The sequence below is a fragment of the Halodesulfovibrio spirochaetisodalis genome, assembly GCF_001672295.1.
Lineage (GTDB): Bacteria > Desulfobacterota > Desulfovibrionia > Desulfovibrionales > Desulfovibrionaceae > Halodesulfovibrio > Halodesulfovibrio spirochaetisodalis.
In genome coordinates, this window is sequence record NZ_JXMS01000021.1 from 17,226 (window position 1) to 40,683 (window position 23,458).

Here is a 23,458-nt window from a genome sequence, read left to right on the forward strand (position 1 = left end):
CGACAATGCCGAAATTGACATCGCCTGTCAGCTACGTATAATCCCAACTCATTTTGAGAATAAGGGGTTGTAGAATGGCATACTTTGATCCGGCAGAAGGTTGGTCTCGGGAAGAAATTGAACAGGCACAGGTTGCCCGTTTGCGTACAACCATAGCACAGGCTGGTAAGGCTCCGTTGTATCGGAAACAATTTGATGAGTTGGGCATTACTCCTGACTCTATTCAGTCTGTGGATGATGTGCGCAAACTGCCTGTGACAACAAAAGACGATCTCCGCGCCCAGTATCCGGATAAAATGAATACAGTACCGCGTAAAGATATCGTGCGTATGCATGCATCCAGCGGTACCACTGGTTCTCCTACCGTTATTCACTATACTCAGAGTGACCTTGATAACTGGTCAGATCTTGTTGCGCGCTGCCTGCACATGGTGGGGGTGCGCCCTGAGCATGTGTTCCAGAATATGACAGGCTATGGCTTGTTCACAGGCGGGCTTGGTCTGCACTATGGTGCAGAGCGTCTGGGCTGTTTGACCATGCCGTCAGGCCCTGGGAATACAAAGCGCCAGTTCAAGTTGATGAAAGACTTCAATACCTATGCTGCGCATATTATTCCTTCATATGCCCTGTACATTGGTGCTGCATTGCGCGACATGGGAATGTCTCCAGACGATTTGCCTCTCGGTATTGTCATTACCGGTGCTGAGCCGCATACAGAAGAGGCTCGCCAGCGTATTGAGGAGTTGCTTGGAGCGAAGGCGTACAACTCGTACGGATTATCCGAAATGAACGGCCCTGGTGTTGCGTTTGAATGTACAGAACAGTACGGCATGCATATCTGGGAAGATGCATTCCTTCCGGAAATTGTTGATCCTGCAACTCTGGAGCCGGTAGCAGACGGTGAGGTGGGCGAACTTATTATGACCACTTTGTGCCGTACCGGTATGCCGATTATCCGATACCGTACCAGAGACCTCACTCGTTTTATTACAGAAGAATGCCCATGCGGCAGATTACATAGACGCATTGACCGTATTTTAGGGCGTGCTGACGATATGCTTATTATTAAGGGTGTTAACATTTACCCTATGCAGATTGAGCGCGTGCTTATGGAGTTTAATGAGGTTGGCGAAAACTATGTAATTGAACTTGAGCGTGAGAATTTTATAGACCAGCTGCGTGTAAAAGTGGAAATTAAGGACGAACACTTTGTAGAAGATATGCGCGTCCTTCAGGGACTGCAGCGCAAAATAGCCTCACGGCTGTGTAGTGAAATTCTTATCACGCCGCGTGTTGAGATTGTTCAGCATAACAGCCTGCCGAAATCAGACGGCAAGGCGCAGCGAGTGGTAGACAAACGAGAATAAGGAATATTGAGTGGAAACAGTTCTCGCAGTTGTTTTTACAGCACTTATGGTCGCTTTTCTCGGCCTTCATTTTTTGAGCATGCCTGCTAACTTTTTAATTATGGGCATGCTGGTATTATGGAAGTTCATGTATCCGGCACAATCAGCGGATATGAATACAATGTTTTTTGTGATTACAGGTGGTCTTGTGTTGCTTGGTGAAGCGCTGGAATTTGGTTCCCAGTTGATGGGGGCAAAAAAATACGGTGGCTCTAAAAAAGGAAACCTTGGCGGGATCATCGGTGCCATTTGCGGTGCCATAATTGGTGCACCATTCTTTCTTGGATTGGGAGCACTGGTCGGTGCTCTTGGCGGGGCGTACGCTGGCTGCCTCATTTTTGAGATAGCGCATGGCCGTAATATGAGCGAATCAATGACTGCCGCAAAAGGAGCCTTTTACGGCAAATTCCTAGGCATGAGTATCAAGTTCGGTATCGGTGTTTTTGTCGTTGTGTACGGCGCATCGCATATATGGAACTAACAGTAATTAAGTAACCAAGAGGCTGTGGAGAAATCTGCGGCCTTTTTTTATGTGCTGTTTATCAGAATTGAGAGATGAAGATGTAGAAGAAAAGAAAAAGCCCCCGGCGGGAAAGGGGGCTTATAGTGCTGTGCTCCAGTGGTCGAAGAACAGGTGCGTACCAGTGAAGAGACCGAGTATTATGCACCTTGAAAGATCCCGACCGGGGTAAAAAAGAGCACAGCACGGGAAATTTAATGATGTGCGCCTAGAGCATAAGGTTGGCAGCAACAATTTGAAGTGTGACAACCAGAGAAGCAAAGACGATAGTTTCAATAATATTTCGTTTACTCATATCAACCTCTCAGGGTTTCAAAATAGGGGGAACAGGTACTGCACTACCTGTTCCCCTTTGTTACGGGTGCCTTTCGCTATCAGTATGCTGTAGATTTTTGTCCGTGTAAGGGGCGGGACGGGTAGATTTAAGAATCCGCGTTTTTTTGAAGAATTTGCGGATTGCTTCAGCATGATGACAAGAGCTGATGCTTAACGATTTTTTCATGGGCAACCCCTTTACGTGCTATGCGTTCAGTTTAGCGACAAGGTCATTTGCCCAGGCATCAATGTCAGCCTGTTCAGCTTTAGGATCGCCGTCAATTTTAAGCGAGTCAGCAAACACGGTAGCACCTGCATTTTTACATGCTTCCTCAATGGCATCTACTGCACCGCAGTAATATTCGTAGCTGCTGTCACCGCAGCCAAAGCATACGATTTGCTTGCCGGTAAGATCTACATTTTCAATTTCTTCATATACTGGAATGAAATCATCCTGCAGTTCGATTTCATCCTCACCCCAAGTGGAACAACCAAGGCAGCAGAGGTCGTATTCTTTTGCGAGGTCGGCAACATTAATGTCGGAAACATCTTCAATAGTAACTTCATGGCCGTTCTGTTCCAGAGTGCGCTGAACGCTTTCTGCAACATATGCGGTATTGCCTGTAGTAGAACCGTAGGTAATGAATACTGATGCCATAATTTTGTCTCCTGTTTGATTATGCTGCTGTATTAGTAATACAGCAGCTGTCTACAGTAGACAGAATAGCGGCGGTGCGTTTTGTGCACGGACATGCCGGACCGTCGTTGGGGAGACGGTCCGGCAGACTGCGAAGGAGTAATACTGATGTGTGATTTCATATTCATGTTTTTATTCAGCCAACTATGTTCGGGTTGAATTCTTTATATTGAAATTGAAATTCTTTTTCAATTAAAAAATGCAAAAAAAGTATATTGTTTTGTAAGTTGTTGATTATTTAGCGGGAATTGAGCCTTTCCAATGCTCCCACATGCTCCACTCCGGCGGGCACATGGCAGAAAAGGAACCAAGTTCAATTTGATAGTGATGGAGGTACATTGTTTGTTCGTGAGGGGAAGCAACGTCTTCTTCTGCTGAACCGTAGAGCGGGTCACCGACAATAGGAAATCCTTGAGAAGCAATGTGGGCACGAATCTGATGTCTGGCACCTTTACTGATTGCTGCCATAAGGAGTGTTGCCGAACCGGACGGATCGTTCGGTAACGTGGTTTCCAGTAGCGGTAAAAACGTTGTGTGGCGGAGCGGGTCGGAGTCAGGTTCCGGTAGTATTTTGGTAATTTTGCGTTTGGCAGTGTCGAGTTTGTTTGTCACGACAAGCGGTGCGGTTACGGAACCATGAACCAGCAGCAGGTAGAGCTTTTCCACTGCTCCTGCATTTTCCAGTTCCTTGAACATCGCAGCGGCAGCTTTTGATTTGGCTGCCATAACCATACCGGAGGTGAGGCAGTCGAGTCTGTTCAGCAGAACTGGAAGCACTTCATCTGCGGCAATGTCTTTAGCAAACAACGAGCGCAGTTCAGCTTCAAGGCTTGGAGTGTTTTTACCGGCTATCGCTGCAGTGTGGAGTCCGCCGGGTTTGTAAATAGCAGCAAAGTGAGCATCTTCATGCACTATATAAAGCTTTTTTGTCAGCTCTGTATTGAGTGTAGCGGAGTCTTGAGTGTTGTCGGAAGGCTGCTCAGACTCTGTTTTTTCTACGAGCAAAATTTGGTCTCCGGTGGAGACCGTGTGCCCTTTTGATCGAGGCACTCCGTTTACAAGGATAGTGTGGGTTTCAAAAAGGCGTTTGCGGATGCGCATGCCCGCTTCAGGAAGAAACAGGGATAGAGCGCCGTCGAGTCGACTACCGTCCAGTTCTGGAGGGACAGTTGCTGTAGAAAGATTGGATACCATGTGAAGCCATTGGATAAAGTTATTCAGGTGCATCTTCCATAGGGAAGTTGATTGTAAATTCGGTGCCGCTGCCTAATGTGCTGGCTACATCTACACTACAATTATGGGCGGTAGCAATACGCTTTACTATGTGTAATCCGAGACCGTGGCTTGATTCACTTCCGGTAGGCACAGCACTTCCTTTTGAAAACGGCGTAAAAAGTTCGTGTTGCTCTTCCTCTGCTATGCCTGGGCCTTCGTCCCGTACTATGAGCTGGATGCAGGTGTCAGTCCGTTTGGTACAGATATGGATGGTTGTGTTGTGGTCAGAGAATTTAACTGCATTGGAAAGCAGGTTGTCCAGCAACTGTGCAATGCGGTTCGGATCAGCAGTAACGTGCAGATCAGGTTCCAGATTTTGATGGATCGCAATGGACTTGCGGGAGGCAGACAGCCCTGTCAGGGCAATGCGCTGAGTAACAACGTCACTGAGCTTGAACGTTTTTTTTGTAATGGAAAGCAGGCCGCTTTCTATTGTTGAAACGTCCAGAAGGTCTGTAACCAGTGTAAGCATGTCGTCACTGGCGTTGTGGATAGCATCGGCAATTTCTTTTTGCTGAGCTGTTAATTCACCTGCATGACCTTCTTTGAATAGAGATGATAGGCCTTGAATACCAGTAATGGGCGTAACGAGGTCATGAGCAGCAACGCCGAGCATTTTATTTTTCACCATATTCAGTTGTTCAAGGTGACTAAGCAACTCGGTCATTTTGAGGTTTTGCATTATCCGGCAATACAGCTCCTCACGCTTGAACGGTTTATTAAGAAAGTCGTTAGCGCCGTTTTTAAGAAACATGGCCGAGATATGCAGGTCAGTATTGCCTGAAATTCCAATGATGGATGTGCGTTCCGGTGGATGGTTTTCGCGTAGGATACGGGTCAGTTCAAATCCTGCCATGTCCGAAATGTTTGCATCAATGAGTACCAGTGAGAAGTTGTACTGCTCCATGAGATGCATGGCTTCGCAGCCGGTCTGTGCCGGGACAGGATTGAGCATGTAGTTGGAAAGCAGGTGCGACATGTAATGGCGGATGGAGGCAGAGCTGTCCACAATAAGCACATATGTTTCCCGATTCTTCTGCAAGCGTTGTACAGCTTCAACCACGTTGTTGAGGACATCTCTCGTTTTAAGGATTGAATCTATGATGGTCGGGGAGAGCACACAGGCTGAGCAGGCTTCATTATTGCTATCTGTAATAAGAAGCGTAGGTATACTTTGTTCAGCTGTGACGTAGAACAGACTTTCATTAATATCGGCTAAGGAAGTATCCAGCACGGCAAGCTGTAATTGATCGCTGTAGCGGGAGGCAAGAGTAAAGGCTTCGGATGAAGAAACGGCAACAAGGCATGGGACGCTGCTTGTTGCTTCGATTCCTTGCTTCATCTTTTGCGCCATCTCTTCATTTTCTTCTGCAATGAGGATGTATTGAGTTTTCTCCGTGTTCATTCCAATACCGTTAGAGGATGGAGGTTACAGATGTGCAGGCGGATACATCACAAATGGGCAGAACTTCTCCGAGAAGGGCGTTGATGTCCTGTTTTCCCTTGCTGCGAAGTATTGAGTCCACATGCTGAATTTTATCGGCATTGGCAAAAAAGAGTTCTACAAGGTGAGGGTCAAAGTGATGTCCGGCTTCTTCAGTAAGGATTGCTGCGGTGTTTTTCCATGAAAAAGCTGGCTTATATGACCGTTCTGAGCGCAGGGCATCATACACATCTGCTAGGGCAACAGTGCGGCCCTCTATGGGGATGTTAGTACCGGCAAGATTTTTGGGATACCCTGTTCCGTTCCATTTTTCATGGTGCGTCAGGGCAATGATGCGTCCGGTTTCCAGCAGGTCTGATTTAGAGTTTGCCAATAGCTTAGCGCCAACTGTTGTGTGGCTTTTCATTGTTTCGAATTCAGCGGCAGTCAGTGGGCCCGGTTTAAGAAGGATTGCATCCGGTATGCTTATTTTTCCTACATCATGCATGGCTGCTGAATTGTAGATTCTCATGACATGTTCGCAGGGCAGGCCGGCAGCATCAGCAAGAATAGCGCTGAAAAAACAAATACGGGAGACATGGTTTCCTGTTGCCTCATCTTTATATTCAACAGCTTGTGCAAGTCTGTTGACGGAATCAAGATATGCCATCTCCAGATCAAAATGAGATTCTTTCAGCAGATTGATCGTTGTATGTAAATCTTCAGCGTAGACTATGAGCTGCTTGTATGCTTCTTGAATTTCTGTCTCACAGGTATCACTTTTGGACATACGATATTCCTTTTATGCATGGTTGCCGTACTGCGCCATAAACATGGAGCTAAGCTAAGGGTAGGCGCTGTTGTTAATCATATGCGGCACCATTGTCCGTGTACTATGAGAATGGATGTATAACAGGTATTTAGTGGCGTAATGTTGGCAGGCTGTTAGTAGAAGACAACAGGACTATGAGCGTTGTGCAGCTTGCTGAATATTTTTTAACAGATCGATAGGGCTGAATGGCTTGGTAAGATAGGCTACTGCGCCGGCCTGCAGGCTTTTGTCCTGCAATTTCTTTGAACCGGTGAGCATAATAACAGGAATATCAGCAGTTGCGGGATCTGCGTGAAGCTTTTGAATGGCGGTCAGTCCGTCGTATTCACCCGGCATGTCTATATCCATGATGATACAGCTGAGCGGAGTTTGTCTGGCAAGGGCAACAGCTTCAGGAGCGCTTTGACATTCTGTAACCTGATAGCCGTCACTGGAGAGCGTAATACGCACAAGGGTTCGTATTTCAGGGCGATCATCAGCAATCAGTATATTTTTCATGTCTTTCTCCGTGAGCTTGTCCGTAGAAAAGAAAAAAGCTGTCAGACGATCATATCAGACCGTCTGACAGCATAACATGAAAAATGTTTTTATTACTCGTCAGTAAAGGGGTGATCTGCTTCGAGGGCAACAGGGCTAAGCTCATAGCCAAGCTCTTTAGCCATAAATTCGAGAGCAGTAATGTCTTTAGTGGCACGCATGATGTCGAGCAGAGTATCCGCACCAAGCTTAGCACTCTGGTCGTACGGATTTAATTCACGCATCATTGTCGGATATGGTTTACCGATTTGCTCTGCTACCCATTTTGACTGCCGTGCGCCTAGAACCATGTTTTGTGTCACGCGAGTTACAGTTTCTCTCATAAGGCCATCCTTACTATCAAAGTTAGACGAATTACCATATATCCGCGATCGTTGTGAGGTCCCGCGGATACTCTCCTACTCTGATACAAAATAGACCACATAGTTCGTGATGCGTGAATTAGGCGCATGCTGTATTTTTGTATTGAGAGTATCCGTATTTTTATGGTAGGGTATAGCCTGATTACTACTCCTATAATGATAGGAAGTAAGGCGGTTTAGCGTCTTATTTGCAGTGGTGTGTTAACTTTTTGTGTCTGAGTATTGGGGGTAAACCTAAAGGCAGGCGTTTTAATGGAAGAGTTGTATCATGTTGTTTTAGCTGAAGATCATGTGTTATTGCGTGAAGGGCTGAAATCATTATTACTAACGTTTGAAGGCTTTGAGGTAGTCGGGGAGGCAAGCGACGGGTATCAGGCAGTAGAGTTGTGCGAAACTCTGAAGGTCGATCTGGTGTTGATGGACTTGTCAATGCCTAAACTGGACGGTTTAAAAGCAACAAAAATCATTAAACGTACTCTTCCTGAAATTAAGATTCTTGTTATCACACAGTATGATGCCAACGATTATGTTCATTCTGCGCTATCAGCCGGAGCCGACGGCTACATTCTCAAAGATGCCACCAGTGAAGAATTTCTGCTTGCAGTCACCAGCATTATGGATGGAAAGACCTATATCTCTCCCGGAGTGGCCAGTAATGTTATCAGAGGATACTTGAATGGCAGTGGAAATGCCGAGGCAGGTTCACCGTTGGCAGACCTGACACCTCGTGAAGAGGAAATTTTCCAGCTTGTAGCAGAAGGCTACACAAGTAGGGAAATAGCTGAGATGCTGGTTGTAAGCATTAAGACAGTCGAAAAACATCGCTCTAACCTTATGCAGAAGCTTTGTGTGCACTCTGCGGCAGAGCTTCGGGAATTTGCTGCACAGCAAGGGGTAATTTTTAAAAAGCCTGAGCTAAGTGCGTAGAGCAAAGCCATTGAAAAGCAAAAGATAGATTGATGATGACTCAGCACGTTGGTGCTTGCTTAGACTTGTTTCAGTCTGTCTACCGAAGTTTGTTAACACAAAAGGGGAAGTACCGTTACCGGTACTTCCCCTTTTCTCGTATTGTGTTGTGGAGTGTGACTAGTTTTCCAACTGCTGGATACCGTCGAGCAACCACATGGAGTCATCTTTGTTGCTTTTAAGGAAATGCCATACTTCGCGCACCTGCTCCGGTTGCTGTGCTGATGCATCTTCACGCATGAGCACATCGAAGTATACAGTGGCGAGAATGCCTTCTGCGTCTTCTTTTACTTCGAGAAGACGGGCATTGGACATAAGGATTTCGGTACGGGACGGAGTAGGGTCTTCTTTTGCCTGCTGTTTGATGGACTCAAAGACTTCCTGCGTCGTGAACTGCTTGATGTCATCAAGGTCACGGCTGTCCCAGCTTTGCTGCAAGCGGTTGAATACCACCTTGGCACCTTCAAGGAAGTCTTCAGTGTCGAAACCGGCCGGTGTAACAACCTCAGGCTGAACATCTTGAGCATGGCTTCCGCCTGCCGGTGTGCTGCGCAGGTTTGACCACGCATCCTGTGCCTGACGCTTCATGGTCGAGAAATCGTCCTGCTGCGGTGCATAGGATTGTTGCTGGCTGTAGTTTGCTTGTCCTCCGGCCTGATATGCAGATTGCTGCGATTCCATTCGTCGTGACCGGAACATTTTGCGGAGAAAGAAAAATGCTAAGACTAGCAGGATAATGTCGAAAAAACCGATGCCACCAAAGCCGCCGCCAAAGAGGAGGGAGCCAAGTAAGCTACCGGCAAGAAGACCGCCAAGCATGCCGCCCATGCCTCCAAAGAGACCTCGGCGCGGTTGCTTTGTGTTGTTAAAAGCGGATTTGTTTTGGTTCAGCGGAGCCTTAGGTACGGGCTTTGAGAAGCTCTTGCTGAACATTGGCTTACTCCCGAAGGACCTCCCCCCGCCGAAGCGTTTGGCGTCGGCAAATTCTGACATGCCGATAACAAACACAGCAGCCAGAATCGGGATAAGGAGTAAGGCAACAGGACGGATCATTTTCATAGGGTTCTCCCTGTAAAGAATATACCCGTACCATGTAACTATATTGAGGCATCCGTCAAGGGGACAGATGCCTCAAACATTGTTACTTTTTAAAGTCGTCTACTTTAATCCATGTAACAGCGCCTAACTCAACAGGCTTTTCGCCGGCATCCGGCACAACCATTGTGTAGTCAGCTGTGGTGAGTGCAGCAAAGCCCCACCAGCCTGCTTTAGGGCATGTAACAGTAAACACACCGTTCTTGTCTGTTTTGACAACCATGGTAACGTGGTATTCTGTAGGTCTTTTGTAGCCGTCTTTATTGTAGAATTCATATTCAACAATGGTGCTTGGAACCGGCTTTCCGTCTTTCAGAACCTGACCTGTGAAGCTGCTGCCGACGTACAGGCCGTACGGGCGGCTAAGCGGAACAATTTCCATAGGCAGCCTTGCTGGCGTGTCCCATCCGTCTTCAGAACCGAAAGCAGCTACATATGCTTTTGTGTAGTGAACAATGAAGCAGTCTTCTTCAGGTTCCCAGTAAGGTTTTGGTTCCATGATGAACTGGTACACACCTGGACGCTTGAAGCGGTAATTTGTTTTCCATGCAGGTGCATCCATAATGGTGGTTTCAGTAAGCTCAGGAAGCAGATCAATCTTCTCGTCGTTAACCAAAGCATAAAACTGCTTTGGCTTTTCAAGCGGCATGCCGATGCCGTCAAACGGGTGAGAGAATGAAAGCGCAAGGTTGGTGCTGCGACTTTCCTGTGTGGCAACATTGTTGTCTGGAATAACCATTCCGAAATGGGCAAATGCCGGACTGGCAACAAGCATAAAGGCAATAAATGTGAGAATAATTGTGCGCATAGCTGCTCCTGTTAGGTCAAAAAAGATCTGTCGAATTGGACACCTAGGAGTTGGTTACACGAATTGAATAATCGTGTCACCAAGAAAGTAACAGAGGTGAAATGGTGCTACTGGTATGGATATGTTCGAGTGCGGGCAGTTGAACATGCTGGCACAGAATCAACAACTGCTTATCGACCTGAACGGCAACTTGCTTATGATAAGGGAGTGGAATGTTCCGGTTCTGGAGTTTTAGCAATGATGGCAACCTCAACTGAACCGGCTCCTGCCTGCAGCAGCGGGTGTACTGCTTGATGCAAGGTAGCACCTGTGGTGGCGATATCGTCAACAAGAAGAAGATGTGCGCCGTGTAATGATCGGGGCAGGCGCGCGGTGAAGGCACCGGAGATGTTCTGCGCACGGTCTTTTTTACGTAAGGTTGCTTGCGGGGTCGTTTCTCTGGATCTGTACAAAAGTTCCGGCATGAGCGGAGTTTGTATTTTTTGTGCAATAAGTTTTGCGCTGAGCATACTTTGGTTATGCCCGCGCTGGAGCAGGCGCTTTTCGTGCAATGGAACCGGAACAACTGCGGCTGGAGGATGTGCCGCAGGCTGGTAGATGCTTGTCAGGAGGCGGGCAAGAGTCAGCCCTGCATCCAGCCTGCCGTGGAATTTGTGCTTAAGAAGCAGTTCGCGCAGTAATCCTTCATAGCCTCCATAAAGCGTGATGCGCGTCCAAGGGGGTGGAGCAATCATGCATGAGGAGCAGCGAGAAGGGCTGCCAATTGCTTTCGCATAGAGCATGCCGCAGTCAGGACAGTATCCTTGTGTCCGTGGTGCTAGTTGCTTTAAACATGCGGAGCACAGTTGCGGCGGGCTGCTATGGAAACGTGATGTGCGAGCGGTAGAAAGTTCAGGAGCTGACTCTCCGCTCTCATACAGGGAGCGGAATGAAATTTCGGTTGCTGGCGAATAAGGCGTAAAGCATGAAACACAGCGGACTTCGTCTATTCCTAGAAAGGTTGCAGTACTGGCCAGCAGTGTCAGGATGCTATGCATGTTGCGTTGTCCAGAGACTATTTATATTTAGTAAGAGGCGGAATGCTGCCGGCATACGCCGCTCTGCCGTACTCCAGAATACGCTCAACCGTTGCAGAGTCGTTTTCCAGTTCCGTAGGCCCGTCTTTGCCATAGATAAGAAGCGGTTCTGCAAGTGAAATATTGAGCGGAGTCAAAAAGTATTTGAGTGTCAGCAGGGAACAGTGGAAAAGCTGATCTCCAACAGGGCGTGCCGCCACAAGACAGACGTATGCTTTTCGTGGTGGAAGCGAAAGAATGTACGGATCGCGGTTATGGTGTCTGAACCAGAAACATTGGCAGCGGTCGATGAATGTTTTGAAGATGGACGGTAAGTGGTAGAAATAAATAGGGGACGTAATGCACAATGCAGGCGCTTCCATGAGCATGGAATAGAGCACAGAACTGTCATCTTTGCCTTCCTGAACGCACCCCTTGCTGCCCTTTGCAGCGCATGCTTCACAGGCGGTACAGTGGCGGACTGTATAGTCACGCATGTACTGAGTCTGTGTTTTGCCACCGGCTGCTTCGTACCCTTGGGCAAACAGTTTTGCCGCGTAATCAGAGTTGCCGTTTTTGCGGGCACTGCAACCCAGAATTTGAAGAGCGTTTGCAAATGATTGCGGTGCAGGCATGAGAACTCCTTAAGCTAATCGGTACGTTTTGAGGCGGTGCGTGTGCACACTGCAGAAAGTTCAGTATGGTCGTCTGTCTGAATTTCGCAGTGCCATTCAGGATATCTTTCTACGGCATATTCAAGTGCAACATGGCTTCGCGCAGGAAGTAAAAAAAGTACCCTGTCTTTCTTCTGAACTCCGAGATAGAAACTTATCTCGACGCCAAGTCCTCAGCATATCTTGCGTAAATCAGCGACAGTGGTGTCGGTGCTTGCTGTATGTGTAGGCATGTTACCCCCTGTGTTTCCTAAAGACTGTGTGTAACCGGCAGGTTGCCGCATTACTTTTTTTGTTCAGGCACAGCAGGCTGTGCCTGAACAAGGACACTATCGTTTGAAATCAGAAAAGTACGGGTTGTTCAACTCTTCATCTTTGACTGATGAGTGAGGGCCGTGTCCTGAATATACTACGGTTTCAGGTGGGAGTGCGAAGATTTTTTCTGTGACAGAGCGTTTCAGCACATCAAAATCACCGCCAGGAAGATCGGTACGACCGATTGCGCGGTAGAATAACAGGTCGCCCACAAAGACAACAGCTGCATCTGCAAAGTAGAAAGAGAGGCTTCCGGCAGAGTGCCCCGGGGTCGCCAGTACCTTACAGTTCAGATCCATGAATGTATGTTCCCCTTCGTTGATAGGGGTGAAGCTGAATGCAGGAACTTTCGGGAATCCCCACATACCGCCTTGACCTACCTCGGAATCGAGAAGAGCTGCATCGCCACTGCTGCCGATAACGACTGCATCAGTTGCTTCTTGCAATGCTTTTACACCGTATAAGTGGTCAAAGTGGAAATGCGTAATGAGGATGTGCGTGAGCGTGAGTCCTTCTTTTTTGAGAAACTCAACTACGGAATCAGGTTCTCCGCCAGGATCAACTGCAATAGCTTTTCCTTCGTGAAACAGAACATAGCAGTTGGTTTCAAGTGGTCCTAATGGAAATGTTTTTACTTGCATTAAAATGGCTCCAGCATAATATCTGCCAGCGGTTTGCGTGAGGAAGAGCCTTCCTGCGCAGGTTCGCCGATGGCAATAAATGTAATGAATTCATAATTGGCAGCATCAAGGGAAAGAACATCAAGTACCTGTTCTGCATTATTCATCATTTGTCCCAGCCAGACAGAACCAAGGCCGAGAGCATGTGCTGCAAGCATAATGTTCTGAATGCAGGCACCGGCAGACTGATGATCTTTAAGCTCATGATACAGGCTATTTTTATCGAGAAAAACACCGATCATAAGCGGTGCATTGTTTACGATATGTGAGTAGATCGTGCAATCGGCTAATCCTGCCATACGCGGGTCATCTGTATTGATGACAATAAAGCGGAACGGCTGGTTGTTTTTTCCGCTGGGAGCCCAGCGACCCGCTTCCAGCATGGCAGTGATTTCATCACGTGTGATAGTTCGGTCAGTAAATTTTCGTATGCTGCGACGCTCTTGCAGTGCAGCAAGGACAGGGTTGGACATGCTGTCTCCTTATCAAAAAAATATGCTCAACGTCATTGATGGATATGTCTGGACATAACAACGTATCATAAGAGCAATGGCAAATCAGAGTCTGTGCTTTGACAATACAATACACAGTTGCCTGTGACAGCCGTAACGTGCTTGGTTTGCATTGAATTGCCGTACCCTGAGTGTACCGTCTGTTGTTTCCAGTTTCTCATTTTCTTTCCACAAACCGGACTGTGCAGAATACAGAGTGTAGTCTTCTGTAAATCAACGCAAAATGCAACCGGTGCTTTTCTTTGTGGTGTAACCCATGTATAAAAAATGGTTATGAAAGCGCAAATAGATATTCTGAATTCGGAGCGGACACAGTTAAGTAGATATGATCTTATCACGTATGAGCATCTGCTTGCTGACTCGGTCAAATCTATTATCAATTTTTCATCGTACAGTCTGTATTTCCCAAGAAAGATTCAAAGCCTTGAGGCTGTATGGGATGCAAAAGAAAAAAAACTTTTGCTGCCTCTTGTCATGAATAACAAATTTTACGGGCAGTTTGTTGCCCGTGGTGTGTCGCTTCGCGCTCCGAAGACGCTCCTTGAGATGCTTCCTGCTGTGGCAACGCTGGCTCTTGAAAAAATACAAGGGGTGAAATCCAGTATCACGAATGCGCAAAACGGACTTTTTACCCGTGACTATCTGTATCACGCGACAAACCGTGAACTGCGCATGATCCGTGAAGGCTTTCATCCTTCCGGAGAACCGCGTACTGCGGGGAGTGAAGAATATCGTGCTTCTGTTGGCGTAGTGCTTCTTGATCTTTCCGGCTTGCGTTCCGTAGCAACAGAGTTCGGACATCTTTTTGCCGAAGAGTTGGCTGTGCAGTTTGCAGATGCCTTGTCTTCAATAGCACCGGAGCAGGCTCTTGTGTGCAATAGCGCAGAGTATGAATACGCCATTCTTGTACCTGCCGGAACCTCGAGCGTGTGCAGAAAAATCGCCGGAGAAGCAGTGCGTACCCTGCGCTCCATTCAGAAAGTCCACGACATAACTGAACACAGAGTCGGTGTTGATATTGCCGCAGGCTATGCAGCGTTTCCACAGGATTTTGAAGGCGCTCAGTTTGAACTGAATAGTAACGAGCAGAGCCGTATTCTGTTGGGAAAAGCCCGCATAAGTGCTGAAGTTGCCAAGCGCCTCGGAGAACTCCTCACCATCCCGCATGTCCTTGGGTTTACCCGTCTACTGCATGAAGGGGGAACTGTTCGCGAAGTTCTGCCAGTCAGCCGTGTGGTTGTTGATGTGGGCATGTCCATGGGTGCTCGTGAAGGCCAGCGTTTTTCCGTGTGGTCATGTAATTATGACTCCAAATATGCAGACGGCGTTTCTCCCGATTCCTTGATAAAACGCCACCCTTTGTACAAAGGGGAGCTTGTGTTGATGGAGGTGCGTGAAACAGAATCAGTGGCAGAGATAATGCATCTTGGTGATCCTACATGGGCTGTTGCTCCGACAGATACCATCAAACTGCTGCCAGAAGAAAAAGGAATAGGCGTTGCTGTGTCGCAAAGCTCTGAAGAGGAGCAGACAGACGCCTTAACCGGATTGTATAAGCATAGAGATTTTATTGCCCGCTTTACCAAGGAACGGGAACAGACTGACTCTTTTGCTCTTGCCCTAATACGTCTTTCCCGCATGCCGCATGATACCGGTGGGGCAGGGGAGCAGATTTTAGCGGAAGCAACTCAGCTGTGCCGCGATATTCTGGGCAGCGATATGATTGGCGGCAGGTACGGTCTTAATTCTCTTATTTGCTTTTATCCGGAAGGCAAGCCGGAGTTTGTACAGGTGCTCTTTAATGAATTATGCGTGCGCCTGTTAGCAAATCTTGGAATAGAAGCAGCTGTGGGTGTCTTCTGTTATCCGTATCTGGATTACCGTAAAGGCGATGCATTGGAGTGCTGCCTTAAAGCACTTGAATACGCCATGCTGCTCCCGGAACCACGGGTGGGAATTCTTGATTCGCTTGCGTTGAACATCAGTGCAGACAAGCTCTATTCCAAAAACGATTCCTTCGGGGCAATTGAGGAGTACAAGCGTGCCTTGCTTGCTGACGAAGATAACACCATGGCATGGAACTCCTTAGGGGTTTGTTATGCGGGATTAGGGCGTAAAGAAGAGGCGCGAAAACATTTTGAAGGTGCATTGGTTCGTGATGCACATGACACAATGGCCTTGTACAACCTTGGGCACATCTCGCAAACGCTGGGAAATTTCAATGCAGCACGGCAATATTATGATGACTGCCTTGCACATGATGCAGAACACTTCTTTTCCCTCATCCGTCTTGGACAGGTGAATGAAATGGAGAATGACTTTGCAACCGCACGTATGTTTTTTGAAAAAGCCCGTGCGCTTGAAGAAAATAAACCTCTCGTGGAACGTAACTTTGCCCGCCTCTGTATGAAAGAAGAACAACCGGATAAAGCCCGTGAACATCTTCATCAGGCATTGTTGTACAATCCGCAGGATGCAGTAGCACTTGAGCTTATGGCGCGTCTGTATCTCGATGGGGGTGAAGACCCTGAGATTGCAGAAGTACTGGCACGACAGGCCGCAGCACTGCGACCGGATTTTAAAGGAGCTTGGCTCCAGCTTGCCCGTGCGCTTGAAGCATGTGGTAAGAAACAGGAAGCGCATCAGGCGCTTGTGAAAGCAGGGGAATTATAGTGCTTCAACAATTGAAGTCGTTTTTTGCATCGCCATACATTGCGGTACCCATCGGCGCGCTTATCATCAGTTTTTCTCCGGTGCTCGTAAGACTGACCACCGTATCGCCGGACAGTTCGGCATTTTATCGCGTCCTCTTTGGCGGGATCACCCTGATGATTATCTCAATTGCCAGACGGGAAAAAATATCTGTCCCGTTAAAAATATGGGGGCTCGTGGCGTTAACCGGAGTCTTTTTTGCCATTGACCTGCAATGCTGGCATCGTTCGATTGGCTATGTAGGCCCCGGACTGGCAACAATCCTTGGTAACCTGCAAGTATTCGCCACAGCAGCATTCGGTGCCATACTGTTTAAAGAAATTATCTCAAAACGTTTAATCGTAGCATTGCCATTAGCTGTCATCGGGCTGTTCCTTTTGATCGGCCTTGATATAAACCAAATGTATTCCCATATCCTCTGGGGGCTCTTCTTCGGTATCCTGACAGCACTTTCGTATTCTTGCTATTTAATCTGCCTTCGCCAGTCCCAGTCGACAGAAAAAAAGTTACCGCTTTTTGCCAACATGGGGATCATCTCCTTACTCACAGCGTTGAGTGTGGGCATTTCCATGTACAGCACTGGTGATTCCTTTGCCATCACCACCCCGCATGACTGGCTGTATCTCATTATGTACGGTGTGTTCTGCCAAGGCATCGGATGGGCGTTTATTTCAAAAGGCCTCCCAAACTTACCAGCTGCCATTGCAGGTTTACTCATGCTGTTGCAACCAGCACTCGCATTCGTTTGGGATGTTGTGTTATTTAACAGGCCAACCGGAACCTACGGGCTTTTCGGCGTAGCACTCGTTCTCTTTGCCATAGGCATGGGGATTTACGGGCAGCAGGCTGTGACTAAAGAGACTGCATAGCGTTGGTGTGTCTCCGACGGGCAGGCGGGCTCTGCCCCCTGCACCCCCGCAAGGGGACGCGTCCCCTTGACCCCGAGTATACGCGAACCAGTCCGTTCTTTATGATGTTGGAAGCCGCGTAGCAGCTAACTTTCTGTAATAAAAAAGGCTGTCCTTTATTTAAAGGACAGCCTTATACCTTTGAAAGGTAGTGGGGACAAAGCCGCGAGGCTACTGTAAAAACGGGCTAGCATCGCGAGTAAAAGTTTTTGGAGAGTCCAGAGAACCTTTTTTAAAAGGTTCTGCTGGTCGCCGAAGGCATCCCGCTGATAAGCGCCGCCGGAGGCAATAGCTGCGAAGAGCTTTTTAGGAAATTACTCTGTCACAAAAATTGGCAGATCAGGCATTGGCTTGCCTGCTATTTCGAATGCTTTTTCCAGCAGGAGTTGAATTGCGTATTCGCCGTCTGCACCGAGTTCCATGGAAAAGTCGTTTACGAAGGTGGCGATGTGCTCTTTGATGACTTTGTCATCCATTTCTTGTGCGTGCTCTTTGATGTATGCGGTGGCTTCATCTGGGTGTTCGCGCACGTAGGCAAGGCTTGCGCGGATAGCTTTTTCAAGCTGGCGGGCGGTTTCCATTCCTAGGTCTCGGCGGATAGCGATGGCACCGAGCGGCAGCGGCAGGTTTGTTGTATTTTCCCACCATTGTCCGAGATCGAGAACTTTTTTGAGTCCGAAATTCTCGTAGGTAAAGCGCCCTTCATGGATGACGACACCGGCATCAACCGCGCCTGATTGCACGGCTGGCATTACTTCGTCAAAAAGCATTTCCACTCGCTCCCCTTTTAGGGAGTTATTAAGGGAGAGGAGCATGTTGGCTGTAGTAAGTTTGCCGGGGATGGCAACTTTTTTGTCTGCTTCACGTGCGGACTGGAAGCATGTGTCCTGTTTGGTTACGACGATAGGCCCGCAACCTCTGCCGAGTGCCCCGCCTGTTCGCAGAAGAATGTAATTATCAAGGCAGTCTGTCATGGCGGCGACCGAAAGCTTGGTTGCTGCAATATCGCCTTTGCGTGCGCGGAGGTTTAAATCCTCGACATCTGCCATGTACATGCTGATGTCGAAAGGCATTGCAATTTTCTTGTTCGCAAGGGCGAAAAAAATCCATGTATCGTTCGGGCAGGGAGAAATGCCTAGTTCTAACTGCATAATGATAACCTCCGGTGTACGGGAGCATAGTGTTCGATAAAAACGCACGCTGTGCGGCTTGTGTGTAGTTATTCTTACGGTTGACATAGCTCGCATGCAAGCAGATACTCAGCCCGCCGAAGACCACATGCACATGTTGCCGTATGTATTATATACTCTGCATTGATTTACGGTAAATTGGAACGTTCGATTTGCCTCGTATACAGCGGCAGCAGCAGTACATCAAGATACTGATACTGTCTTTTGATAACGCAGAGAGCGTGGTTCTTTTAGTAGACATCTGGAGACCGTGATTATGTTAGATGCTGGTTACTATGCCCGTCTCGGACTGGGCAGTGTATTTGAAAAGGTTATGAACGGTGAACGTCTGTCCATTGAAGACGGTAGAAAGCTGTTCGCCTGTGAAGACATAAACGCCCTTGGCGCACTGGCGCATCATGCACGCACCTGCATGCATGGGGATTCTGCGTATTATGTATTGAACCGCCATGTTAACTACACAAATGTATGTGTAAATGCCTGCCTTTTTTGTGCGTATCAGAAGGAGCAGGACGAGCAGGAAGGCGCGTTTCGTCTCAGCATAGACGATATTGTTGCCAAGCTTGATCCACAGGACGGTCTTCCATATGACGAAGTGCATATTGTAGGCGGTTGTCATCCTAAATTGCCGCTGAGCTTTTTTGAAGAAGCTATCTCCCGCATAAAAGAAACCTATCCCGGTATTGTTGTAAAAGCATTTACTGCTGTTGAGATTGCGCATTTTGCTGAGCTGGAAAACTGTACAACTCAGGAAGTGCTTGAACGTCTGAAAGCAGCAGGTCTGGAAGCTATGCCGGGTGGTGGTGCTGAAATTTTTGCACCTGAAGTCCGCGAAAAAATTTGTCCGCGTAAAGCAACTGGTGAGGAATGGCTCAATGTTGCACGTGAGGCGCATAAGTTGGGTATTACCTCCAACTGTACAATGCTGTTCGGACATCTTGAGTCCATTGATGATCGTCTCGATCATCTGGACAAGCTGCGCAGACTTCAGGATGAAACCAACGGGTTCTCCTGCTTTATTCCACTTCCGTTTTTGACGGAAAACAGCATGCTTGAGCTGCCGGAAGAGCGTAAAGGCAAGCATACCGGTCTTGATAAGCTGCGTACTATCGCGGTTTCCCGTCTTATGCTTGATAATATTCCGCATATTAAAGCGTACTGGGTCATGCTTGGCGTTAAGCTTGCGCAGGCAGCACTTCACTATGGTGCTGATGACCTTGACGGTACTATTGTTGAAGAAAAGATCGGCCATGATGCTGGTGCACAGTCTGATCAGGCTATGACGATTCCGCAGTTGGAAGAGATGATTTCCCGTTCCGGATTTAATCCGGTACGCCGTAACAGCTTCTTTAAGCCTGTTACTGATAAGCAGGAGGCGTAGGTATGTTTGTCCACAGCCCGTTTCATGAAAACGACGCCGTATTGGAAGTTGCTAAAAAAGTACTTCGTGGTGAGCGGATAGACCGTGGTGAAGCAAGCGTTCTATATAATGAAGCCAGCCTGCACACCCTTGCGCATCTTGCCAACGAAGTTCGTTTTGCAAAACATCCTGAGCGGATTGTGACATATGTTGCAGACCGCAATATCAACTACTCCAATGTTTGTAGCTGCGCATGTCGCTTCTGTGCATTTTTTGTTGCACCGGATAAAGCTGAGACTGATGGCGGCTATGTTATTTCCCGTGAAGAACTTGGCCAGAAGATTGAAGAGACCATTGCACTTGGTGGTACTCAAATTCTCATGCAGGGAGGACATCATCCTGACCTGACCATGGAATTCTATGAGGATATGATCCGCTGGATTAAAAAAACATATCCTTCTATCCACGTGCATGCATTTTCTCCGCCGGAGATTGTGTTCTTTGCAGAGAATGAAAAGCTGCTGGTAAAAGATGTTATTGCCCGTCTTCGCGCAGCAGGACTTGATTCCATTCCGGGTGGTGGCGCAGAAATTCTTGTGGACGAAGTCCGCAAACGTGTTTCCCCGAATAAGTGCAGCGCAACACGCTGGCTTGCTGTGATGGAAGAGGCGCATTATCAGGGACTGAATACGACGGCGACCATGATGTTCGGTCATGAAGAAAAGCTTGAAGATCGTTTGGAACATCTGTTTGCTGTACGTGAGGTGCAGGACAGAACAAACGGATTTACAGCATTCATCCCGTGGACATTCCAGCCGGGTAACACCAATATTACATGCAGACCTGAGCCAAGCTCCGGATACCTGCGCGTGCTTGCTATGTCCCGCATTGTTCTGGATAACATTCCGAATATTCAGGCATCATGGGTTACTATGGGGCCAGAAATCGCACAGTTATCTCTTTCATACGGTGCCAACGACTTTGGCTCACTGATGATTGAAGAAAATGTTGTTGCGGCGGCAGGTACCTCTTTCCGTCTCACCCGTGAAGAAATTCATTCCATTGTTGAAGCTGCCGGATTTACGCCAAAGCAGCGGACAATGAACTACACTCTTGTAGAAGACAAGGAAGCCTAAGTAGTGCAGCAATCGAAAAAGAAAGTACGGGTCGGTCGTATCCGCTACCTTAATGTGCTGCCTATTTATCATCCGCTGGAATCTGGGGAGCTTGGAGAAAATTTTGAGCTTGTTTACGGTACTCCTGCGGAGTTGAATGAACAGATGGAAGCCGGAACTCTTGATGTGTCTTCCTGTTCTTCATTTGAATATGCACGGCATCCTGAAAAATATTACTTGCTTCCGGATATTGCCATCGGAAGCGCTGGCCCTGTTATGAGCGTGCTGCTTATAAGCCAGAAGCCGATTTCAGAGCTGGAAGGGGAAGAAATTCTGACCACAGCCCAGTCGCATACCTCTGCTGCATTGCTGCGCATGTTGTTTCGTGATTGTCTTAAACAGGATGTGTCGTACAAAACAGGTTCTGTTTCTGATTACATCGACCGTGGTGAACTGCCAGTTGCGGCGTTATGCATCGGTGACGAGGCACTGCGTCTTGCTAATGATGAGCGCTATCCGTACCGCCTTGATCTTGGTGAAGCATGGCGCGAATGGACAGGACTTCCGTTTATTTTCGGGGTGTGGATTGTTTCCCGTAAATCTGTAGAGTCCGGTTGTTTCTCACAAGACCCTGCGGAGCTGTTCAGAAAAGCAAAGCAGTGGGGCGACGACAATATACAGCACGTTATCAGCCTTGCAGAAAAAGCAGGGTACATGGATACAGAAGGACTTACTCAGTACTTCAAAAGTCTTGTGTATGATCTTGGTGAAGAAGAGCAAAAGGGACTGCGTCTGTTCTTGAAGCGTCTTGCTGATGCAAAGGAGATTCCTTTTGCACCTGAGCTTGAATTTTATGAGCACACATGCTGATCTTGTATATAAATTATGAAAAAGGGCTGTCCCACGTTTGGGACAGCCCTTTTTTTATGCGTGATTTGCTTGCGGGGAAGAGGTTACGCAAGGGGAATACGTAACTCTGTGAGAAGGTCTTCTTCTGCGGTGATTGATGGACAGTTAAGATACACTTCAAGTGGCGGGTTTATTGTTAATTCTTCGCCTGAATCTGGAAACCAGCTGCTGAGCATGGCGACAAATGTTTTGGGTATATCGCGATAGGAGCCTTTATGAACACAGCAGGCATATCTTCCGCCTTGAATAATCATCTTTTTAGCTTCACCGGTAACGTGGAAATCTTCCGGTATTTCCATGCAGCCATCATAGCGTAGTTTTTCTGCGGGAGTTGTTCGTGGATCATCGTGGCTTGTACCGATTACTTGTCGATATGTACCATAAAGCCCGTTTTCCCGCGCCCAGTTGCATAAGACTGGATATACCTTCCCACACTCTGCATATGGCCCGATGTGGCGTATTGCGGCTACGTTAATAGGATTACAGTGTTTTATTGTGACAGGTGGTGAAGAAATGGTCTGCGCAGTGGAATGCATCAGTCTGCCTCCAATCAGGGAACTGTAGTCAGGCTGCAGCTTCCTGAATTTGTATGGTGAGAGGGTGAACCGCTTTTTGAATGCGCGAGAGAAGCCTTCCTGCGATTCGTACCCTGCGTCCAGAGCAATATCCATAATCGATGTTTCGGAAAAAAGTAGTTGGTTTGCTGCACGTTGCAGGCAGAGTCTGCGTTGATATTCTTTAACACCTTCTCCTACTATCCCAGTAAAAAGAGAGTGGAAGTAGAGCGCGGAATACCCGCATTGTTCTGCCAGCAAGTCTAAAGAGACAAAGCTGTCCAGATGCTCTTCAATGTAGCGTTGTGACTGTGCTATCCGTTCGCGGATAGGTACTTTTTTCGTGTTCATGCGGGTATAATTACCACCTGACGTGATGCATTTCTTGACCGTTTTTTAGAAAAAGAACGGGCAGGGGGTGAACCCTGCCCGTCTGGTGTACGTTAGCTTCTGAATCCATGCAGGAATCCTGCATCGTAGAGTTTGGAAAAATGTTCTTCATTATCCTCACCCGGCAAGATCAGAAAGACAGTCTGACGGTTGAGGTTATGTTCTGCTACTGATGCGCACAGGTTGCCTATGGTCGTGCGGATAATTTTTTGATCCGGCCAGCCCACGCGATAGGCAATGACAACAACAATCTCATCCTCAAGCCCGCCTGCGCGTAACTCTTCAACAAGACGTTCAGGGTGCGCAGCTGAAAGGTAGACAGCCATTGCGCAACGGTGTTTTGCCATGTCCCGCAGTTTTTCGGTTTCCGGCACAGGGGTACGACCTTCCAGTCGGGTGATGATGACGGACTGGGACTCTTCAGGAACAGTCAGGGATGTCGCCGATGCTGCTGCGGCTGCAAAACTAGCTGTAACTCCCGGAATAGTGCCGTAGCCGACTCCTTCTTTATCCAGTAAGCGCATTTGTTCCCGTATGGCGCCATACAGGCTGGGATCGCCTGTGTGGACTCGGGCAACGGTACCGCCTTTGCGGACTGTCTCCATAACAGCTGTATGTGTTTCTTCCAGATTCATCGGGGCAGAATCCATGATGGTAGCGGATTCTTTTGCACCTTCGACGATGATCGGTGGAACAAGAGAACCGGCATACAAAACAAGGTCAGCTTCCGCGATCATGCGCGCGCCTTTAAGCGTGATGAGTTCAGGGTCACCCGGGCCTGCGCCGATAAACCATACCGGTGCAGTTTTCCATTCAGAACGTGTGGTCGTCATATGTAGTCCGTGTAG

23 protein-coding genes are annotated in these 23,458 nt (G+C 47.9%); 8 read left to right on the forward strand and 15 right to left on the reverse strand.

Annotation, left to right across the window (positions count from 1 at the left end):
- Window positions 1-74: 74 nt before the first annotated feature.
- Both SP90_RS11635 and SP90_RS11640 read left to right on the forward strand, forming a co-directional pair.
- Window positions 75-1,367, forward strand: a complete 1,293-nt coding sequence (locus SP90_RS11635; RefSeq protein ID WP_066856301.1) for a phenylacetate--CoA ligase family protein — start codon at window positions 75-77, stop codon at window positions 1,365-1,367.
- Between the two features lie 10 nt (window positions 1,368-1,377).
- On the forward strand, window positions 1,378-1,887 hold the full coding sequence (locus SP90_RS11640; RefSeq protein WP_066856304.1) for a DUF456 domain-containing protein: 510 nt from the start codon (window positions 1,378-1,380) through the stop codon (window positions 1,885-1,887).
- Between the two features lie 559 nt (window positions 1,888-2,446).
- Here the strand turns inward: SP90_RS11640 and SP90_RS11645 are convergent.
- The 6 genes from SP90_RS11645 to SP90_RS11670 form a co-directional block, all read right to left on the reverse strand.
- Window positions 2,447-2,899 carry a flavodoxin gene (locus SP90_RS11645; protein WP_066856307.1) on the reverse strand — a complete coding sequence of 151 codons (453 nt, stop codon included), beginning with the start codon at window positions 2,897-2,899 and terminating at the stop codon, window positions 2,447-2,449.
- A 273-nt stretch (window positions 2,900-3,172) separates the two neighbouring features.
- Window positions 3,173-4,132 (reverse strand): pseudouridine synthase family protein, encoded by a 960-nt coding sequence (locus SP90_RS11650; protein ID WP_066856411.1) that lies wholly within the window; start codon window positions 4,130-4,132, stop codon window positions 3,173-3,175.
- A gap of 19 nt (window positions 4,133-4,151) precedes the next feature.
- Window positions 4,152-5,618 (reverse strand): hybrid sensor histidine kinase/response regulator, encoded by a 1,467-nt coding sequence (locus SP90_RS11655; protein WP_066856310.1) that lies wholly within the window; start codon window positions 5,616-5,618, stop codon window positions 4,152-4,154.
- 10 nt (window positions 5,619-5,628) lie between these two features.
- The gene (locus SP90_RS11660; RefSeq protein ID WP_066856313.1) at window positions 5,629-6,426 is read right to left on the reverse strand and encodes an HD-GYP domain-containing protein; all 798 of its coding nucleotides are present in this window, start codon (window positions 6,424-6,426) and stop codon (window positions 5,629-5,631) included.
- Between the two features lie 174 nt (window positions 6,427-6,600).
- Window positions 6,601-6,966: a response regulator gene (locus SP90_RS11665; protein ID WP_066856316.1), complete on the reverse strand. Its 366-nt coding sequence runs from the start codon at window positions 6,964-6,966 to the stop codon at window positions 6,601-6,603.
- A 92-nt stretch (window positions 6,967-7,058) separates the two neighbouring features.
- Window positions 7,059-7,328, reverse strand: coding sequence for a phage regulatory CII family protein (locus SP90_RS11670; protein WP_066856319.1), 270 nt, complete (start codon window positions 7,326-7,328; stop codon window positions 7,059-7,061).
- A gap of 291 nt (window positions 7,329-7,619) precedes the next feature.
- On the opposite strand from SP90_RS11670, the gene SP90_RS11675 reads away from it, so the two are divergent.
- Window positions 7,620-8,294: a response regulator gene (locus SP90_RS11675; protein ID WP_066856321.1), complete on the forward strand. Its 675-nt coding sequence runs from the start codon at window positions 7,620-7,622 to the stop codon at window positions 8,292-8,294.
- A 159-nt stretch (window positions 8,295-8,453) separates the two neighbouring features.
- Here the strand turns inward: SP90_RS11675 and SP90_RS11680 are convergent, their stop codons facing one another.
- From SP90_RS11680 to SP90_RS11705, 6 genes are all read right to left on the reverse strand, one after another.
- Window positions 8,454-9,392 (reverse strand): Tim44 domain-containing protein, encoded by a 939-nt coding sequence (locus SP90_RS11680; protein WP_082936420.1) that lies wholly within the window; start codon window positions 9,390-9,392, stop codon window positions 8,454-8,456.
- A gap of 82 nt (window positions 9,393-9,474) precedes the next feature.
- On the reverse strand, window positions 9,475-10,236 hold the full coding sequence (locus SP90_RS11685) for a DUF4198 domain-containing protein (RefSeq protein WP_066856323.1): 762 nt from the start codon (window positions 10,234-10,236) through the stop codon (window positions 9,475-9,477).
- A gap of 194 nt (window positions 10,237-10,430) precedes the next feature.
- The gene (locus tag SP90_RS11690) at window positions 10,431-11,273 is read right to left on the reverse strand and encodes a ComF family protein (RefSeq protein WP_066856327.1); all 843 of its coding nucleotides are present in this window, start codon (window positions 11,271-11,273) and stop codon (window positions 10,431-10,433) included.
- 17 nt (window positions 11,274-11,290) lie between these two features.
- Window positions 11,291-11,926 (reverse strand): flavodoxin family protein, encoded by a 636-nt coding sequence (locus tag SP90_RS11695; protein WP_066856330.1) that lies wholly within the window; start codon window positions 11,924-11,926, stop codon window positions 11,291-11,293.
- 368 nt (window positions 11,927-12,294) lie between these two features.
- A complete protein-coding gene (locus tag SP90_RS11700) occupies window positions 12,295-12,921 on the reverse strand; it encodes an MBL fold metallo-hydrolase (RefSeq protein ID WP_066856333.1) in 627 nt (208 codons plus the stop codon).
- On the reverse strand, window positions 12,921-13,433 hold the full coding sequence (locus SP90_RS11705; protein WP_066856338.1) for a nitroreductase family protein: 513 nt from the start codon (window positions 13,431-13,433) through the stop codon (window positions 12,921-12,923). The genes SP90_RS11700 and SP90_RS11705 overlap by 1 nt, the downstream gene beginning before the upstream one ends.
- Before the next feature lie 312 nt (window positions 13,434-13,745).
- Here SP90_RS11705 and SP90_RS11710 point away from each other — a divergent pair, with 312 nt between their 5' ends.
- On the forward strand, window positions 13,746-16,145 hold the full coding sequence (locus SP90_RS11710) for a tetratricopeptide repeat protein (protein WP_231895561.1): 2,400 nt from the start codon (window positions 13,746-13,748) through the stop codon (window positions 16,143-16,145).
- Window positions 16,145-17,053, forward strand: coding sequence for a DMT family transporter (locus SP90_RS11715; protein WP_066856341.1), 909 nt, complete (start codon window positions 16,145-16,147; stop codon window positions 17,051-17,053). Before SP90_RS11710 ends, SP90_RS11715 begins: the two co-directional genes overlap by 1 nt.
- A gap of 353 nt (window positions 17,054-17,406) precedes the next feature.
- Here the strand turns inward: SP90_RS11715 and SP90_RS11720 are convergent, their stop codons facing one another.
- Complete coding sequence (locus tag SP90_RS11720; RefSeq protein ID WP_066856343.1) at window positions 17,407-18,243, reverse strand: 1,4-dihydroxy-6-naphthoate synthase; 837 nt, start codon at window positions 18,241-18,243, stop codon at window positions 17,407-17,409.
- 295 nt (window positions 18,244-18,538) lie between these two features.
- On the opposite strand from SP90_RS11720, the gene mqnE reads away from it, so the two are divergent.
- From mqnE to SP90_RS11735, 3 genes are read left to right on the forward strand one after another with little or no spacing between them, the layout of a single operon-like run.
- Window positions 18,539-19,663, forward strand: coding sequence for an aminofutalosine synthase MqnE (gene mqnE / locus SP90_RS11725; protein WP_066856346.1), 1,125 nt, complete (start codon window positions 18,539-18,541; stop codon window positions 19,661-19,663).
- Window positions 19,664-19,665: 2 nt separating this feature from the next.
- Complete coding sequence (gene mqnC / locus SP90_RS11730) at window positions 19,666-20,778, forward strand: cyclic dehypoxanthinyl futalosine synthase (protein ID WP_066856350.1); 1,113 nt, start codon at window positions 19,666-19,668, stop codon at window positions 20,776-20,778.
- A gap of 3 nt (window positions 20,779-20,781) precedes the next feature.
- Window positions 20,782-21,627: a menaquinone biosynthetic enzyme MqnA/MqnD family protein gene (locus SP90_RS11735; RefSeq protein WP_066856353.1), complete on the forward strand. Its 846-nt coding sequence runs from the start codon at window positions 20,782-20,784 to the stop codon at window positions 21,625-21,627.
- Window positions 21,628-21,710: 83 nt separating this feature from the next.
- On the opposite strand, the gene SP90_RS11740 is transcribed toward SP90_RS11735, so the two are convergent.
- Together SP90_RS11740 and cobM are read right to left on the reverse strand one after the other, a co-directional pair.
- Window positions 21,711-22,571, reverse strand: coding sequence for an AraC family transcriptional regulator (locus SP90_RS11740; protein WP_066856356.1), 861 nt, complete (start codon window positions 22,569-22,571; stop codon window positions 21,711-21,713).
- Window positions 22,572-22,663: 92 nt separating this feature from the next.
- Complete coding sequence (gene cobM / locus SP90_RS11745) at window positions 22,664-23,443, reverse strand: precorrin-4 C(11)-methyltransferase (RefSeq protein WP_066856359.1); 780 nt, start codon at window positions 23,441-23,443, stop codon at window positions 22,664-22,666.
- Window positions 23,444-23,458 lie beyond the last annotated feature (15 nt).